Source organism: Curtobacterium sp. NPDC088465 (assembly GCF_044753165.1).
Classification (GTDB): Bacteria; Actinomycetota; Actinomycetes; order Actinomycetales; family Microbacteriaceae; genus Curtobacterium.
On sequence record NZ_JBIVMR010000002.1, the window covers coordinates 417,478 to 431,494 of the forward strand.

The 14,017-nt window shown below is 68.4% G+C and carries 14 protein-coding genes; 4 read left to right on the forward strand and 10 right to left on the reverse strand.

Annotated elements, in window-relative coordinates:
* Positions 1-28: 28 nt before the first annotated feature.
* Complete coding sequence (locus tag ACIP6W_RS09295) at positions 29-952, forward strand: AraC family transcriptional regulator (RefSeq protein ID WP_400429136.1); 924 nt, start codon at positions 29-31, stop codon at positions 950-952.
* Between the two features lie 229 nt (positions 953-1,181).
* On the forward strand, positions 1,182-1,769 hold the full coding sequence (locus ACIP6W_RS09300) for a hypothetical protein (RefSeq protein ID WP_400429138.1): 588 nt from the start codon (positions 1,182-1,184) through the stop codon (positions 1,767-1,769).
* A 189-nt stretch (positions 1,770-1,958) separates the two neighbouring features.
* Here ACIP6W_RS09300 and ACIP6W_RS09305 read toward each other — a convergent pair whose 3' ends face one another.
* Both ACIP6W_RS09305 and ACIP6W_RS09310 read right to left on the reverse strand, forming a co-directional pair.
* The gene (locus tag ACIP6W_RS09305; protein WP_368003989.1) at positions 1,959-3,158 is read right to left on the reverse strand and encodes a Fic family protein; all 1,200 of its coding nucleotides are present in this window, start codon (positions 3,156-3,158) and stop codon (positions 1,959-1,961) included.
* Positions 3,159-3,267: 109 nt separating this feature from the next.
* Positions 3,268-3,930 carry a nuclease-related domain-containing protein gene (locus ACIP6W_RS09310; protein WP_400429140.1) on the reverse strand — a complete coding sequence of 221 codons (663 nt, stop codon included), beginning with the start codon at positions 3,928-3,930 and terminating at the stop codon, positions 3,268-3,270.
* A 666-nt stretch (positions 3,931-4,596) separates the two neighbouring features.
* Here ACIP6W_RS09310 and ACIP6W_RS09315 point away from each other — a divergent pair.
* Positions 4,597-5,766, forward strand: a complete 1,170-nt coding sequence (locus ACIP6W_RS09315; protein ID WP_400429142.1) for a hypothetical protein — start codon at positions 4,597-4,599, stop codon at positions 5,764-5,766.
* A gap of 470 nt (positions 5,767-6,236) precedes the next feature.
* On the opposite strand, the gene ACIP6W_RS09320 is transcribed toward ACIP6W_RS09315, so the two are convergent.
* From ACIP6W_RS09320 to ACIP6W_RS09345, 6 genes are all read right to left on the reverse strand, one after another.
* Positions 6,237-7,466, reverse strand: coding sequence for a Fis family transcriptional regulator (locus ACIP6W_RS09320; protein ID WP_400429143.1), 1,230 nt, complete (start codon positions 7,464-7,466; stop codon positions 6,237-6,239).
* A 232-nt stretch (positions 7,467-7,698) separates the two neighbouring features.
* Positions 7,699-8,046: a helix-turn-helix domain-containing protein gene (locus tag ACIP6W_RS09325; RefSeq protein WP_368003985.1), complete on the reverse strand. Its 348-nt coding sequence runs from the start codon at positions 8,044-8,046 to the stop codon at positions 7,699-7,701.
* Positions 8,039-9,085, reverse strand: coding sequence for a tyrosine-type recombinase/integrase (locus ACIP6W_RS09330; RefSeq protein ID WP_368003984.1), 1,047 nt, complete (start codon positions 9,083-9,085; stop codon positions 8,039-8,041). The genes ACIP6W_RS09325 and ACIP6W_RS09330 overlap by 8 nt, the downstream gene beginning before the upstream one ends.
* A 351-nt stretch (positions 9,086-9,436) precedes the next feature.
* Positions 9,437-9,805, reverse strand: a complete 369-nt coding sequence (locus tag ACIP6W_RS09335; RefSeq protein ID WP_400429146.1) for a cupin domain-containing protein — start codon at positions 9,803-9,805, stop codon at positions 9,437-9,439.
* A 65-nt stretch (positions 9,806-9,870) separates the two neighbouring features.
* Positions 9,871-10,902 (reverse strand): alcohol dehydrogenase catalytic domain-containing protein, encoded by a 1,032-nt coding sequence (locus ACIP6W_RS09340; protein WP_066654332.1) that lies wholly within the window; start codon positions 10,900-10,902, stop codon positions 9,871-9,873.
* A 73-nt stretch (positions 10,903-10,975) separates the two neighbouring features.
* Positions 10,976-11,656, reverse strand: a complete 681-nt coding sequence (locus ACIP6W_RS09345; RefSeq protein WP_066658234.1) for an SDR family NAD(P)-dependent oxidoreductase — start codon at positions 11,654-11,656, stop codon at positions 10,976-10,978.
* Positions 11,657-11,758: 102 nt separating this feature from the next.
* Between ACIP6W_RS09345 and ACIP6W_RS09350 the strand changes: the two genes are divergently transcribed.
* Positions 11,759-12,598: a helix-turn-helix transcriptional regulator gene (locus ACIP6W_RS09350; RefSeq protein WP_251160215.1), complete on the forward strand. Its 840-nt coding sequence runs from the start codon at positions 11,759-11,761 to the stop codon at positions 12,596-12,598.
* A 45-nt stretch (positions 12,599-12,643) separates the two neighbouring features.
* On the opposite strand, the gene dhaM is transcribed toward ACIP6W_RS09350, so the two are convergent.
* Both dhaM and dhaL read right to left on the reverse strand, forming a co-directional pair.
* Positions 12,644-13,363, reverse strand: coding sequence for a dihydroxyacetone kinase phosphoryl donor subunit DhaM (gene dhaM / locus ACIP6W_RS09355; RefSeq protein WP_251160216.1), 720 nt, complete (start codon positions 13,361-13,363; stop codon positions 12,644-12,646).
* Positions 13,360-13,986 (reverse strand): dihydroxyacetone kinase subunit DhaL, encoded by a 627-nt coding sequence (gene dhaL / locus ACIP6W_RS09360; protein WP_251160217.1) that lies wholly within the window; start codon positions 13,984-13,986, stop codon positions 13,360-13,362. The genes dhaM and dhaL overlap by 4 nt, the downstream gene beginning before the upstream one ends.
* Between the last annotated feature and the right edge of the window lie 31 nt (positions 13,987-14,017).

The following is a 14,017-nucleotide window of genomic DNA, read 5'->3' on the forward strand; positions in this document are numbered from 1 at the left end:
CCTCAATCGGTGCGGATCGGTCGCATCCATGGAAGCGCTGATCCGGCGGAGAAACATCCCCACGAACGGACTGCATGTGGTGGAAACTGGTCACGTGGTGGCCGTGAAGCAGATGATCTACCAGTGGTCGGGTCCAGCGCAGGGCCCGATCGAGCTGCTCTCGTTCGCCTCGTTGCGAGCGCGGAACGACGGCGGCACACAGCGGGCCGACTTCTCTGTCCTCGGCTTGGTGGAATCGGGAGCGGGGATGCTCTCCGCTGACTTCGCCGAGTACGCCCTCGAACCCGGATCCATCGTGGCGCTCGCGCCGGGGGTAGTGCACCAGTGGCGGGACATCGACACGGTGGAGGGCGTCCTCGTGGTGTTCCTCCCCACCGCACCGGTGACGACGGCTGCCCAGGCTGCATCGACGGAGCTCGGACGACGAATCGTGTGGCAGCCATCCGAAGCGGATCGTCCGTTCATCGACATGGCTCGCGCGCACCTCGTGCTCGAAAGTGGCGCTGCACAATCCGCAGTCGCGGAGGAGTCGACCCGACTCGCACTGACCCTGTTGCTCACCCGCCTCGACCCCATGACCGACGACTCGGCCACCGGCCAGCCACTCTTCCGCTCGTTCCGGGTAGCGGTGGAGCGAGACTTCCGGTCACATCACGACGCCGCGCACTACGCCAGCACGCTTGGCTACTCGTCTCGAACCCTGACCCGCACCGTCCAGCGGGCCACGGGCGTGACTCCGAAGGCGTTCATCAGTGAGCGGCTGATCCTGGAGGCCAAGAGGCTGCTCGCGCATGACGGGCTGACGGCTGCAGCGTGTGCGGTCCGACTCGGGTTTCTGGATCCCTCGAACTTCTCCACGATGTTCCGCACGAAAACAGGTCAGACCCCTGGCGCATGGCAGCGGCAGTTCGCACCGCGTCGATCGAGTGAGGCTCGGACGACAAGCCCCTGAGCCACGCGAATCTGGGGTCGCCCGACGACGGATCAGCTACGTGAAGAACACCAGCGTCCCGACGCCGATCCAGGCGAAGAAGACGCCGGCCAGCGCCGCGAGGCTCGCCAGACTGGTCGCGATGATCGCGGAGACCTGTTCTTTCCATGTCCGGAGCGCGCTGCGTCTCCCCCCGGAACCCCATGTGCCGACACTAGTGTGGCGCGATGAGCGTGCGCGAGGAGGGGCGATGACGCAGACGCCAGGACCACCAGCCGCGGCTGACGGTCATCCGCAGCTCGGCTACGTGCACAAGAACGGCGACCGCCGCTTCGGGGTGTCGGGGCTCCTGGCGAGTGTCTACGCCGGCCGCGGGACGCCGCAGGCGTCGAACCTCTACCGCTCGACGGTGACCGAGCACGTACGCGACGTGCGCGTGGGCGATGAGCTCGGCGTCCGGTGGGACGGCGACCACTGGTGGGCGTCGTCACCTGCGGGCAGGGTGGGTCGACTCACCTGGTCGAAGAACCTTCGCGCGGAGACCGCGTACGTCGCCGGCGGCCCGAGCCCGTTCGACTTCGACGACGGGACGCTGCACGTGCAGAGCATCACCGTCGACGCTTCGGGCGAGGTCGTCAACTGCGGCGGCTACGTCGCGCCCGATGACTACGAGCCGTCGGACTGGCCGATGACGCCGGTGCCGGATCCGGCAGAGCGCGAGCTGACCGTGACGGTGAGATTCCCAGTACCGGCGCCGGGGGAGTCAGCCGTGCCCGAAGCGAGCTCCGAAACCAAGGCGCAACCCGGCTGGCTTCGACGGCTGCTCGGGCGCAGCTGAAGACGGGCGCCGGGCGCACGGCTACCAAAACTGAGGTTCGCTCTGTAGCGTGGGCGCACCGCGTTATCCGGATCAGGGGTCGCGCGGCCGCAGCGTCGATGGCGATGCGCGGACGGACGCTGCGGGGCGCATTCGGGCACGCCTCGCAGCGTCTACCCTGACGCTTCGGCGCCGAAGGTAGAGCGGGCGTCAGGCCGCGCGGAGCCTCGTGATCCGCTCGCGGATGCGGGCGTCGAGGTCCTCGAACTCGTCGAGCACGTCCATCGCAGCGTACGCGCGGCCGCGGACCCGCTCGGTGACGGCCTCGACGACGCGCGCCTCCTCGAGGGCCTGCACGCCGCGGTAGACGCTCCGCTCGGGAACATCGCCGAGCTCGTCGACGAGCTGCTCGACGGTGAACACCGGCAACGACAGCAGAACCTGCAGGATTCGCTCGGCGGCGCTGCCAGCGCGCGGCCCCGCCTGCTCGCGCCACGCGGTCTCGTACCGGGAGAACGCTCGCGCTGTGCCGCGGGCCTCTCGCGCAGCCGTCTCGACGCAGAGCGCGAGGTCGGTCACGATCGGCACCGCGTCGCCGATGCGGTAGGCGGTCAGCAGCGAGAAGTAGTGCGGCGTGTCGGCGGAGAGGGCGCTGGCGACCGGCAACACGGTGTGCGGCGTGACGCCCCTCCGGCGAAGGATCGCGCCGATGAGCGCCCGGCCGATGCGGCCGTTGCCGTCGGTGAAGGGGTGGATGCTCTCGAACTGCGCGTGCGCGATCGCAGCCTGGGTGACCGGCTCCACGTCGTCGCGGTTCGAGAACGCGATGAGGTCGTCCAGGAGCGCCGGGACCTCCTCGGGCGGAGGCGGAACGTAGAGCGCGCCGCGCGGCGAATGCTGCGAGCCGCCGATCCAGTTCTGCACGTCACGGACGCGGCCGGCGTAGGGCCGCTCGGACATGTCCGGGTCGGCCTCCATGAGCGCCTGGTGCGCGGCGAGGATCTCGTCGAGCGTGATCGTCGTACGGGATGCGGCGATGAGCTTCGTAATCGCGGTGCCGGCTGCGACCATCGACATCGCCGAGGCGTTCTCCTTCAGGCCGCCGATGGCGCGTGCGAACGCGACCGGCGTCGCCTCGACGTGCTCGATGCGACTCGAGGCGACCGACTCCATGCGGATCAGGAAGCCCGCCAGCGGGCTCAGCACGCCGTCGGCGACGCGCTCGAGGCCTTCAGCCTCGTACCGCGCGCGGGCGAGGTCACGCTCGGCGATGACGGGCACGTCGAGGTCGGCGATCCGCGGTGGGATCGAGACAGTGACCTCGGAGAGTGTCCGGTCCTCGCGGGTCCCGCGGCGGCTCGTGCTCGCCCAGGGGAGCACGCGCTGGGCGTGTGCTGGCCAGCTCGTCATCGCGGCTCCTTTCTGGCGATAGCCATGTCGATAATGTCAGTTATTCGGAAAAAGTGACAATACCGGCGAGGTTGCTGCCACGGCGCACCTACGGACCGCGCGGCTCAGCTCAGGCCGGCGGGAAGTGCGCGGCGATCGCAGCAGCGACCGCGGCCACGTCGACCGTTCCCTCGAGCGCGGCGAGCTGCTTCGCGAGCCGCTTCGGCCAGCACACGTCGACACCGCGCACCGTGAACGAGCCGCCGAAGAGCGGCCAGTCGGCGTCGACGAAGCAGAGCGCGCCGCGCACGGAGGCCGGAGCGACGACGTCCTGCACGAGCGACACCTGGTGGAGCACGCTGTCGACGAGCTTCGTGCGGTCGCCGCCGACGATGAGCTTCTCGGTGCGGGGACGGAACAGCCCGCCCTCAACCTGCAGGCGGGGCCGCTTGTTCCGGTAGCGCTTCGCGTCGATGACCCAGACCCCGGCGCGGGTGATGACGATGTGGTCGATGTTCGCGCGAGACCGGGGGATACGCCGGTCGTGGAGCACGACGACGTGCTCGTTGGCGATCGAATCGAGGGCTCGGGCAACTTCGGCCTCGCCAGCGGCGCCGGACTTCCACGCCGCGGTACTCTGGCGCTCGCCCGAGAGCGCGACGGCGATCGCGCCGATGCGGCCGTCACCCCAGGTCTCGCGGACCTTCGCCTCGTCGCGCGCCCGCCGGCGGTCGTACTCGCGCTTCGCAGATGCGCCGGCGCCGGTGGTGTCATTCGACCGCATGGCGTCCATCCAGTCAGTCCAACAGTGCGTATCGCGAGCCCCAGTGCGAGGCGCGGGCGCGCCGACTTCAGGGAAGCGGCGGCGGGGGTACTCACAGAGCCCGGGGGGAGCAGCCACCGTCGCTGCCACGCCCGGTGTAAGCGAGCTCCTGGTCCAGGATCAGGGCTCACCACCTGACCGATCCGGAAGGGATGCGGGCGGCGATGCGGGTACCCCTTCCGGGCATCTCTGATCATCTGGTCAGCTGTCGGCCTGGTCGACGAACGTCCTCGCCTTCGCGAGCGTCGCGACGAAGTGCTCCTTCACGCCGGCCTGCGCGAACGACTGATGTGTGCGCAGCACTCAAAGGCGCGTCGATCGTGTCCAATCTTGCCCTGTTGACAGAGCGGTAGGCGTGTAGCGCAGCTCTCACCGTCGTACCGACCGGGACGTCTGCTGTCAGGGCACGGCTACTCGCTGAACACGCACCCAGGCGAGCGCACCCAGCGTGGCGGTATGACGGTTCGCCAGCAGACCGTTGCCATTAACGACGATCTCGAGTGGGTCCGCGAAGGGATCGACGGGTTGCCCGTACTCGACGATGAGGAGGTGAAGCGGACCGCACGAGCCCGTCGCCCATCTTGTTGAGTCGCCTCTGTTCTCCGCGGGCTATGAGACATGCTCTAGATTTGCAACATGGCAACTCCGATTCAGCGATACCGAGAGCACAAGGTTTGGGAGGTCTTGCGTCTCAAGCATGATGCGCTTGTGACCAACCGGTACGGCAGTAAGGATCTGGAGGATTTTCGCGCTGATCTGGCTGCAGCGTTGGAGACAGCGCTTCAGTCGGAGAAGAACCCGCACCGAGTGGTCTACGACGACCTACTCCTGAGCACTCTGAGCAGCGTCAACGTGGATGAGTCGTCGATGCGTCAGCTCCAGAACTACAACAGTTCCGTGCTGCGCGAGCTGTACGCAGACATCCGGGCCCTGCCTGGCCCCGCCCCACGGAACTTGGCACAGACCTATGCCGCGTCGGTGCAGGAACTCCTCGACGCTCGTCACGAGGAGCTACAAATCCTTCGCGAGCGTGCGACCGAATTGCGCGCCAGCTTGGAGTCCGCAACGCGCGAGAGCGAGCAACTACGCACGCGCCTCGATGGAGCAGAGCAGCAGAGCCGCGATATACGAGATCAGGTGAGTCAGGTTGCGAGCGACGCCAAGACCGTAATCGCTGGTGAATGGCAACGGATTCTCAAACAGCAGTCGGACGCGATGACCGAGGAACAAACGACGATGCGTGAGCGATCCGAGATCGAGGTGCATCTCCTTGCGTCTGCTGCGCAGGTCGGCCGGCGGCTCCTGGAAAAGGCGGCGGCTCAATATACTGCGCTGGAGTGGACGCAGCGCGCTGCGCGCGAGCGCCGGTCAGGGCTCCGACTGCGAGGTTCGGCGATTGCTACGTTTGTTCTGGCAGGCGTGCTGGCAGGGTTCATCCTGACCGTCGCGCTGCGAGACGGCTTCGAACTCACGGTAGGTGATGGGATCCTCCGGGCCAGCCTCGTCCTGTCGATCGGTGCGATCGGTACCTATCTCGCAGCAGAAGGGCGCCGCCACTTTAGGGAAGCTGACGCAGCCGAAGAGGTATCGACCGCGCTCGTCGAGATCGAGCCCTTCTTCGCGGATGCGAGTACAGATGACCGCGCCGCCGCGCGACGCGAGGTCGGTGACACTGTGTTTGTACGAAACGTGCTTTCACGCTTCCGCAGCCGCGACGCGAGCCGGAATGCTTCTAATGCGGAGGTAACCGACGTGGTCGATCAGCTCACCAAGAGCGCAGACTTGTTTAAAAAGACGTCTGAATAGCGGCTGCGTCAAGGTCACGGTGCCAGTCCGTACCCACACTCGATGCTTGAATCCGTTGATTCAGGCGCTCGGCAAGCCTCTACCGCCTATTCGTCGCCTTCAACGGTGTACCGACCGCCGCATTGTTCGCGGCCCACGCGCAACCTCATGATTGCAGCGCATCTCGCCCGTGCTCGATGTGCTCAAGCATCTCCCAGCTGCCGAGCGCGTAGGAGTCGCCGTCTGAGGCGGCGCATGCGCCGCGCGATGCTCGAGCTCCGGTCGGTCGACGCGAGTTCATTGCTCGTACTCGGGCTGATCGTAGAAGACGTTGGGTTCGGTAGAAGCGTTGCCGCGTTACCAGTAGTCGAGAACAGTCGACTGCCGCCCCTCGAGGCGGGGCGCTCCGAGGACGTTCGGCTCACCGGACGATTTGTCCGTCGTCAATCCTTCTCTGTATTACACGCCGATCGATCCGATGCGGCTCATCTTCATATCCCTTGGGCGCGCTGTCGCCTAACCGCTCCGATGTATTGCGAATATGTGGAAGCGGAGTCGATGCGATGCGCTTCGATCGTGGCGGGGGAGTAGCCCAGTGCCTCAGCGATGATCGGTACTGGTCCGAGCTTGCTCAGCTCGTTTAGCGTGCCTAGGCGAGCCGCGCGAGCACTGAAGACGTCGCGCAGGTGGCTAGCGATGTGGCTGGGGTCGATCGGTCGTCCTGGTGCCTGTCCAACGAAGACCCAGTCGCTGCTCGGGTGTGACGCGGTTCGAAGGTTGACGGGTTCCGCGAGCAGCTGCCGCCAAGGCGCGTCCAGTGGTGGAGGCAGTTCGACGTTGATAGAACCGAGTCGAACACGGACAGCGTCTTCGCTGATCTCAAGGTCACGCCACCGTAGTTGGAGGCTCTTGCGGAGCTGCTGGCCAAACACGAGCACCAAGATTCCGATTGCCCGGTCTCGCGGAGACAATTCGTCTGTATGGACGATGCGCTCCGTTGCGCGGGCCTGGTCAGTCGAGCTCATGCGCGAGGCGGTCCCGCGGCGGTGCCGGGGAACCAACAAATCCCGATTGATCAATCGGGCGCTCTGCGCCCAGGGGATCAGCCGGTCGATGAACTGCCGCGTGGAGGGTCCGCTGGCGAGCCAGCGGTCGATATCGCCCTGCGTTATGTCGACGAACGAGACGTGGCGTTCGGTGAGCCAATTGAGGAATTCGATGCCGACGGTGATCGTCTGCTTGGCGCGCAAGAAGGCGCCTTGAGGAACTTCGTCCATCGCGCTGAACTTTCGAAGGAAGCTCCATCGGATCCATCGGTCAATCAGACGACGATGCTCGTCGGCGGCGACGCGGTCGGGGATCTGGACGAGCCACTCGGTGAAGGCTGCGAGGTAGTGGTCGCGCCGGGGGAGCACACCGTGTTCGACGAGGAGGCCACGGACGAACTCCCTCGTTCTGGATCTCGGCAGCTCGTCGATTGCCTCATGTGTGATGGTTCCGGTCGCAGCGATTTCGCGGAGCGTGGCCTGTACGTGGTCCTGTCTTATCCAGGTCAAACCGGAGTTCGCGCGCTGCATTCGCTTGAGAGCCTCTGCCAAGGGCCTGAGCTGGGCGGGGACGTTGCCGTGCGGCGCAGTCAATGCGGCATCGACGTAGTCGGAAAGTGCGCATGACCAGCACCGGCCCTGGGAATAGAGCTCGTCCTCGGCGCCGCAGCGCACGCAGTCGATATTGATACGGATGCCTGAGCAGGTGCGGCAGGTCGGGCCGCCCTTGGAGGTTCCAGGTAGGACACCGACATGTCCACAGACGGTGCAGGTTCCCGACGTTCGGATCGCCTTTCGATAGCAGTTCTGGCAGATCAGCCCGTCGGGCCAACGTGCGGCTGCGGGCCGGTGTTCGCGGCAGCGGCCGCAGGCCTCGTGAGCATTCGCGTCCTCTGGCGCTTTCGGCCTAACCATGATCGTCGGCGAGGCGGATCCGATGGGCCACGGGGGCGCCGTTTATGTTGGGTGGTGCATCGCCCGGCTTGGGGGCGTTGACGCGGCCGGCTGCTCGCATCTCAACGAAGGGCTCGAAGAGGTCGTTGGGGGTGCAGTCGAGTATGTCGCAAAGCGCAGCGAAGGTTCGAGCGGGGATGCGTTCTGGGGTGCCGGTGACGAGACGATAGACCTGGCTCTCCGAGAGGTCGATGCCGCGAGCTCGCAACAGCGGGACGAGTTCAGTGCTCTTCCAGAGATTGTGTTGCGCCATCAGGGTGCGAAGGTTCCAGCGGTAGCCGATTCGACGCTGCTCACTCATCTGGGTGTTCCTCTCGCTGAGCGATCCGGGCCGAAACCATCTGTTGCAGGATCTTCTGCTTGAAGTCGGATCCAACTGAAGTGTAGAGACTTGTCGTTGAGGCGTGGCGGTGCCCGACCTGCGTTTGAACGAACGTTGCGTCGTAGCCGGCTTCTAGCAGATGCGTGACGTAGGAGTGTCGAAGACAGTGCAGGTTCAGGCCCTCGTCATAGCCGACGGCGCGACGAAGGGCCACGAAGGCGTCACCGACCGTGCTGACGGCGACTCGGCCGCGCTCGCTTGGCCAGAGCGCGGAGGACCGGTCTGCGGTCTTGAACCGGTCGCGGTGTCCGGGGGAGAGCCAGTTCCTGAGGAGCGGGACCACCCACTCGAACTCAGGAACGGTCAACACGGTCCGGCGCCGTGGCCCAGATCCCTTCGTGCCCTTGCCCCAGCGGACCGTCAGCGCGCCGAACAGGCCGTAGTCCGGAACATGAGGGTTGGGTCCGAAATCCTCGATCTCCAGCATCGCGAGTTCGCGACGTCGGAGCCCAAACGCGTAACCGACCTTGAACGCCGTCGAATTTCGCATCAGAGCGGGCCACTGCTTGAGACGCTTCTTGTAGGCGAAGTCAACCTGATCGTCGATGTGGTCGAACAGGGCTTGCAGTTCTGAGATCGTGAACGCACGTCGCCGCGGATCCCGAGCGTCGTCCGCCGTGTGCTGCGGGGAGTTCCATTCAAAGACGATCTGCGCCGGAACATCGCCGAACATCGACTCGCAGTAGTCCACCCAGCCGTAGGCAGTATTCGCGACGTACCCACAGAACGCCGCGATCGCGTTGCTGTACGCCCGCAGTGTCGTCAGGGCGTACGCGTGCTCTCCCAGGCGATGTTCCGCGAGGAACTCGTCGAGGTCTGCCGGTCGCCACGACCACGGAAAAGTGCCGGCGTAGCTCTGGAACCTTCGGATGAGACTGAGTCTTGGCTCGATCGTCGAAGTCTGCAGACCTCGCGCCAGCATCTGGCTTGTCCACCCGTCGATCATCGCTTCGAACACGCGCTCGTCAGCGCGGAAAAGGTGTGCGGAGCGATCCCGTAGATGCCTCGGTACTGCGCCCGGAACCTCACTCACCATGCCGCCCTCGATCCGTGGAATCCTGCGTTAGATGCAGGAAACCTACGCCCATGCAGATCGGAAGCACAAGGGTGAACCTTCGGTGAGAGAGGGTCGTCCTCGCAACCGCGGTCCTGATCGGGCGTTTAGTAGCTGTGCTGCCCTTGCCGGAGTACTTGCATCTGATGCAACTCACGATGTTTGAGCGCCGATAATGCATATTATGTCAACTTGGGTGACTCGAGACGGTCGGACTCCCACCTGTGCGGCCCCCCTTGATCGCCCCGCCCTGCGTCAGGGCGCGGGTCTCGGCGTGACCAGCGGGCAGTCGTCGACCTGCGCCGCGACGAACACGAGCACCAGTTCCTCGTCGGACACGTTCGTTGCCTCGTGGTCGACGAAGGGTGCCTCGACGAGCATCTGACCGGCTTCGTGGTACTGCACGACGTCGGCCGTCCGGTGTCGCAGTCGCCCCCGGGCGACGATGCCCGTCTGCCAGGCGTCGTGCCGGTGCCACCCCGTCGACGCCCCCGGTGGGATCCGCGCCACGAACGAGCGGACGACTCCGTCCGCCCGGTCGACGCCCGGTGGCACCGTCAGCCGACAGTCGTCGATCACTGCGAGCTCCGCGAGCTCGACGCCAGCTCCGCTTCCCCACGTCATCTCCGCAGTATGTCAGATGACACACCGGCTGTCCGCAGGTCGCAGATGACCGGGACGGCGGCGTCTCAGAACACCGCGACGGTCATCCCCGACCCGGTCGCCGGCCGGTCCATCGCCTCGAGCGCATCGGGCAGGTCGCCGAACCCGATCGTCCGTCCGATCGACTCGGCGGGACGGAGCCGACCGGCGACCACGTCGTCGAGCATCGCGGCGTACTCCCCCACTGCGATCCCGTGACTCCCGAGCAGCTCGAGCTCGTCGGCGATGACCCTGCCCATCGGGATGACCGGCACGGCCTCGTCGTCGAGCAACAGGCCGACCTGCACGTGCCGACCGCGCGGACGGAGCGAGCCCACCGCGGCGAGCGAGGTCGCCCGGCTGCCGTAGGCGTCCACCGACACGTGCGCGCCCCCTCCGGTCACACCGTGCACCGTCGCCGCCACGTCCTCGCCCATCGGCAGCGTGGTCGCGCCGAGTGCCGCCGCCCGCTCGAGCGCTGCCGGCGAGACGTCGACGGCGACCACGCGTGCGCCCGCTGCCACGGCGACCAGCACGGTGGACAGTCCGACACCGCCGCAGCCGAAGACGGCGACCCACTCCCCTGCGGCGACCCGACCCCGTGCGTGCAGCGCGTGGTACGCGGTGCCGAACCGGCAGCCGAGCCCCGCCGCCTCGGCGAAGCCGACCTCGTCGGGCAGCGCCACGAGGTTCACGTCGGCGTGCGGCACCACCACCGCCTCGGCGTACGAGCCCGGCAGCGTGAACCCGGGCTGCTGCTGCCGGGTGCACACCTGCGTGGCCCCGTCGCGGCACTGCTCGCACGTACCGCAGGCGAAGACGAACGGCGCGGTCACCCGGTCGCCGACGGCGAAGCCGGTGACGTCGTCGCCGACGGCCGACACGGTCCCCGAGAACTCGTGGCCCGGCACGTGCGGCAACGACACCGAGTCGTCGTGGCCCTTCCACGCGTGCCAGTCGCTCCGGCACACCCCGGTCGCACGGACGGTGACGACGACGCCGTCGACGGGTGCCTCCGGCGTCGGGAGCTCGACGATGACGGGCATGGAACCGAAGCGGTCGTACCGGACTGCGCGCATGCCGTCATCCTGGCAGACCGACCGACGGCAGGCGCGTGGCGGACCCGCCACGTGCCTCCCGTCCGCCGCCCGGTCAGTACTCGATGCGGCCGGTCCGGTCGTGGAACTCCCCCGTCGGTCCGTCCGGGCCGACCTGCGCGAGCGCCACCGTCGCGTCCGTGCCCTCCGTGACGGTCTGGTGCCCGCCGAAGCCGTTGAACGCGGTCGCGGTGTAGCCGGGGTCGGTCGCGTTCACGCGGAACCCGGGCAGGTTCTTCGCGTACTGCACCGTCGCGGCGATGAGCGCCGCCTTCGACGCCGCGTACGGCACGGCGGGGACCGGGTGCTCGTCGCGACCGGGCGTGATGAGCCAGCGCGCGAAGCCGACGCCGGACGCGACGTTGACGATCACCGGGTTCGACGAGCGACGCAGCAGCGGCAGGGCCGCCTGCGTCACCCGGACGACCCCGACGACGTTCGTGTCGAGCACGTCGGCCATCGCGTCCGCGTCGAGGTCGTCGACGCCGAACGCGGTCCCGAGCACCCCCGCGTTGTTCACGAGCACGTCGAGTTCCGGCAGTGACGCGAGCGCGGCGTCGACGCTCGCCTGCTCGGTGACGTCGAGCGCCACGACGTGCGCGCCGAGGGCGCGCGCCTCGTCCCCGGAGGCGGGGTCACGCATGCCGGCGTACACGGTGTGCCCGGCCTCGACGAGTCGGCGTGCGGTCTCGAGGCCGAGCGAACGGTTGGCCCCGGTGATGAGTGTGGTGGTCATGCCGTCCACGATGCCCGCGTCGCCGTCGGGTTCCCAGGCACCGGTCGACGGTGGGACCGGCAGTACCAGGACCGCCTGCCCGAACCGGGTGATGATGGTCGCATGAGCGAGTTCGCGGAGGTGTTGCGCGCCTGGCGTGACCGGGTGCGTCCGGCCGAGGTCGGACTGCCGGCGGGGCCGGGCCGGCGCACCGCCGGGCTCCGACGCGAGGAGCTGGCGACCCTGGCCGGGGTCAGCGTCGACTACGTGGTGCGCCTGGAGCAGGGCAGGGCGACGAACCCCTCACCGCAGCTGCTCGGCGCACTCGCGACCGCGCTCCGGCTCACCGAGGCCGAACGCGACCACCTGTTCCGGGTCGCGGGCGCCGCGGTGCCCTCGCGGGGCGAGGTCCCCCGCCACGTCCCGCCCGGCGTGCACCGCATGCTCGACCGGCTCGGGGACGTCCCGCTGGCCGTGTTCACGGCGGCGCACGACATCGTGCTGTGGAACGACCTCTGGGCCACGGTCTCCGGCGACCCCGGGCGCTGGACGGGCCTCGAGGCGAACCTCGTGTGGCGGCACTTCACGCAGGGGCACGACGGCGTCGAGTGGGACGACACCCACCAGGAGGACTTCTCGAGCGACCTGGTCGCCGACCTCCGCTCCGCCCTGGGCCGGTACCCGGCGGATCGGCGTCTCGCGGAGCTGGTGGCACGGCTGCGCCGTGCGTCCCCGGAGTTCGAGCGGCGCTGGCACGGCGGGCGCATCGCCGAGCACCGGACCAGTCGCAAGGTCGTGCACACCCCGGTCGGCCCGGTGGAGATCGACTGCGACGTGCTCAGCGTGCCGGGCAGCGACCTGCGGATCGTGGTCTACACGGCGGTGCCCGGCAGCGAGGACGCCGCGAAGCTGGACCTGCTCCGGGTCACGGGGCTGCAGGAGTTCGTGACACCCGGACGCTGAGCACCTCCGCCGCGCCCGCCCCCTCGGCGCGCGCGGCGGCGCTCGTCACTCGCCGAAGCCGGAGCGGACGAGCGCGACGAGGGTGTCGACGGCGTCCCGTGCGTCGGGTCCGTCCGCCTCGATCGTCACGCTCGCGCCCTTCGGCAGGGCGAGCGCCATGATCGCGAGGAGGCTCTTCGCGTCGACGCCGTTGACGCGGACGCGCGACTCGTGCTTCGCGGCGGCCTTCACGAACTCGGCCGCGGGCCGGGCGTGCAGGCCGCTCTCGTTGACCAGTTCGACGGTCTCGGTGACCGCCCCGTCGGTCGGATCCGCGTCGTCGGCGGGCGCCGTGCCTCCCGGCTGGTCCCCCGTCGGGTCGGAGGCGCTCTCGTCGTCGTCCGCGGACCGTGCGGCCGATGACGCAGCGGCCAGGACGGCGTCGACGTCGCCGCCGGTCTGCGCGGCGACCGCCGCGGCCACCGTGCCCTCGACCAGCGGGGCCTGCGAGACGTGCACCCGGTCGCGGTCGGCCTCGTCGAGGAAGTCCAGTGCGGTGTCGGTGGTCAGGTAGGCGGAGCCGAGGTCGCAGAGCACGACGACGGCGTCCGCCGGCGCGAGCTCCTGGATGCCGTCGGCGATCGCCTCGAAGGACGTCCCGATGCCGCCGTCGTCCGTGCCGCCGGCGGCCACCATCGGGACGTCCGCGGCCATCTGGCGGGCGAGCTCGACGGTGCCGGTCGCGATCGCCGCGCTGTGCGAGACGACCAGGATCCCGACGGTCACGCGGCGTCCACCGCTGCGCGCAGGATGTACGCCGTCGACTGCGCCCCGGGGTCGCGGTGTCCGATCGCCCGCTCCCCGAGGTAGCTGGCGCGGCCCTTGCGGGCGACGAGGGGGTCGGTCGACTCGGCGCCGGTCACGGCGGCGTCGGCGGCGGCCTCGAGCACGCGCTCCGGCCCGTCGCCGGCCGCCGCAGCGGCGGTCGCGGCGTCGACGGCCGCGGACCACGCGTCGACCATCGTCTTGTCGCCGACCTCGGCCTTGCCACGGGAGACGACACCGTCGCGTGCGGCGGTGAGCACGGCCACGACCGTGTCGGCGTCGAGCTCGGTCGCGTCGCCGGCCGCCTGGGCGGCCTTCAGGTAGGCGGTCCCGAAGAGCGGACCGGCGGCACCGCCCACCGTCGAGATGAGCTTCGTCGCGACGGCCTTGAAGACCGCTCCGGGGGTGTCGAAGGAGCCGCCGTCGACGGTCTCGAGCACGGCGCGGAACCCCCGGTCGAGGTTCTCTCCGTGGTCGCCGTCGCCGATCTCACGGTCGAGCGTGACGAGCTCGGCGCGGTGGTCGTCGATCGTCGCGGCGGTGCGGCGCACCCAGTCGATGGCCCATGCGGTGTCGAGCGCCAATTCGTGTTCCTTCCTGGATGGTGGACGGTGG

Bases quoted from the DNA above. Each gene is read 5' to 3' on its own strand.
- ACIP6W_RS09295 (WP_400429136.1), top strand. From the start codon at position 29: ATGGAAGCGCTGATCCGGCGGAGAAACATCCCCACGAACGGACTGCAT.
- ACIP6W_RS09300 (WP_400429138.1), top strand. From the start codon at position 1,182: ATGACGCAGACGCCAGGACCACCAGCCGCGGCTGACGGTCATCCGCAG.
- ACIP6W_RS09305 (WP_368003989.1), bottom strand. From the start codon at position 3,158: ATGACGAGCTGGCCAGCACACGCCCAGCGCGTGCTCCCCTGGGCGAGC.
- ACIP6W_RS09310 (WP_400429140.1), bottom strand. From the start codon at position 3,930: ATGGACGCCATGCGGTCGAATGACACCACCGGCGCCGGCGCATCTGCG.
- ACIP6W_RS09315 (WP_400429142.1), top strand. From the start codon at position 4,597: ATGGCAACTCCGATTCAGCGATACCGAGAGCACAAGGTTTGGGAGGTC.
- ACIP6W_RS09325 (WP_368003985.1), bottom strand. From the start codon at position 8,046: ATGAGTGAGCAGCGTCGAATCGGCTACCGCTGGAACCTTCGCACCCTG.
- ACIP6W_RS09335 (WP_400429146.1), bottom strand. From the start codon at position 9,805: ATGACGTGGGGAAGCGGAGCTGGCGTCGAGCTCGCGGAGCTCGCAGTG.
- ACIP6W_RS09340 (WP_066654332.1), bottom strand. From the start codon at position 10,902: ATGCGCGCAGTCCGGTACGACCGCTTCGGTTCCATGCCCGTCATCGTC.
- ACIP6W_RS09345 (WP_066658234.1), bottom strand. From the start codon at position 11,656: ATGACCACCACACTCATCACCGGGGCCAACCGTTCGCTCGGCCTCGAG.
- ACIP6W_RS09350 (WP_251160215.1), top strand. From the start codon at position 11,759: ATGAGCGAGTTCGCGGAGGTGTTGCGCGCCTGGCGTGACCGGGTGCGT.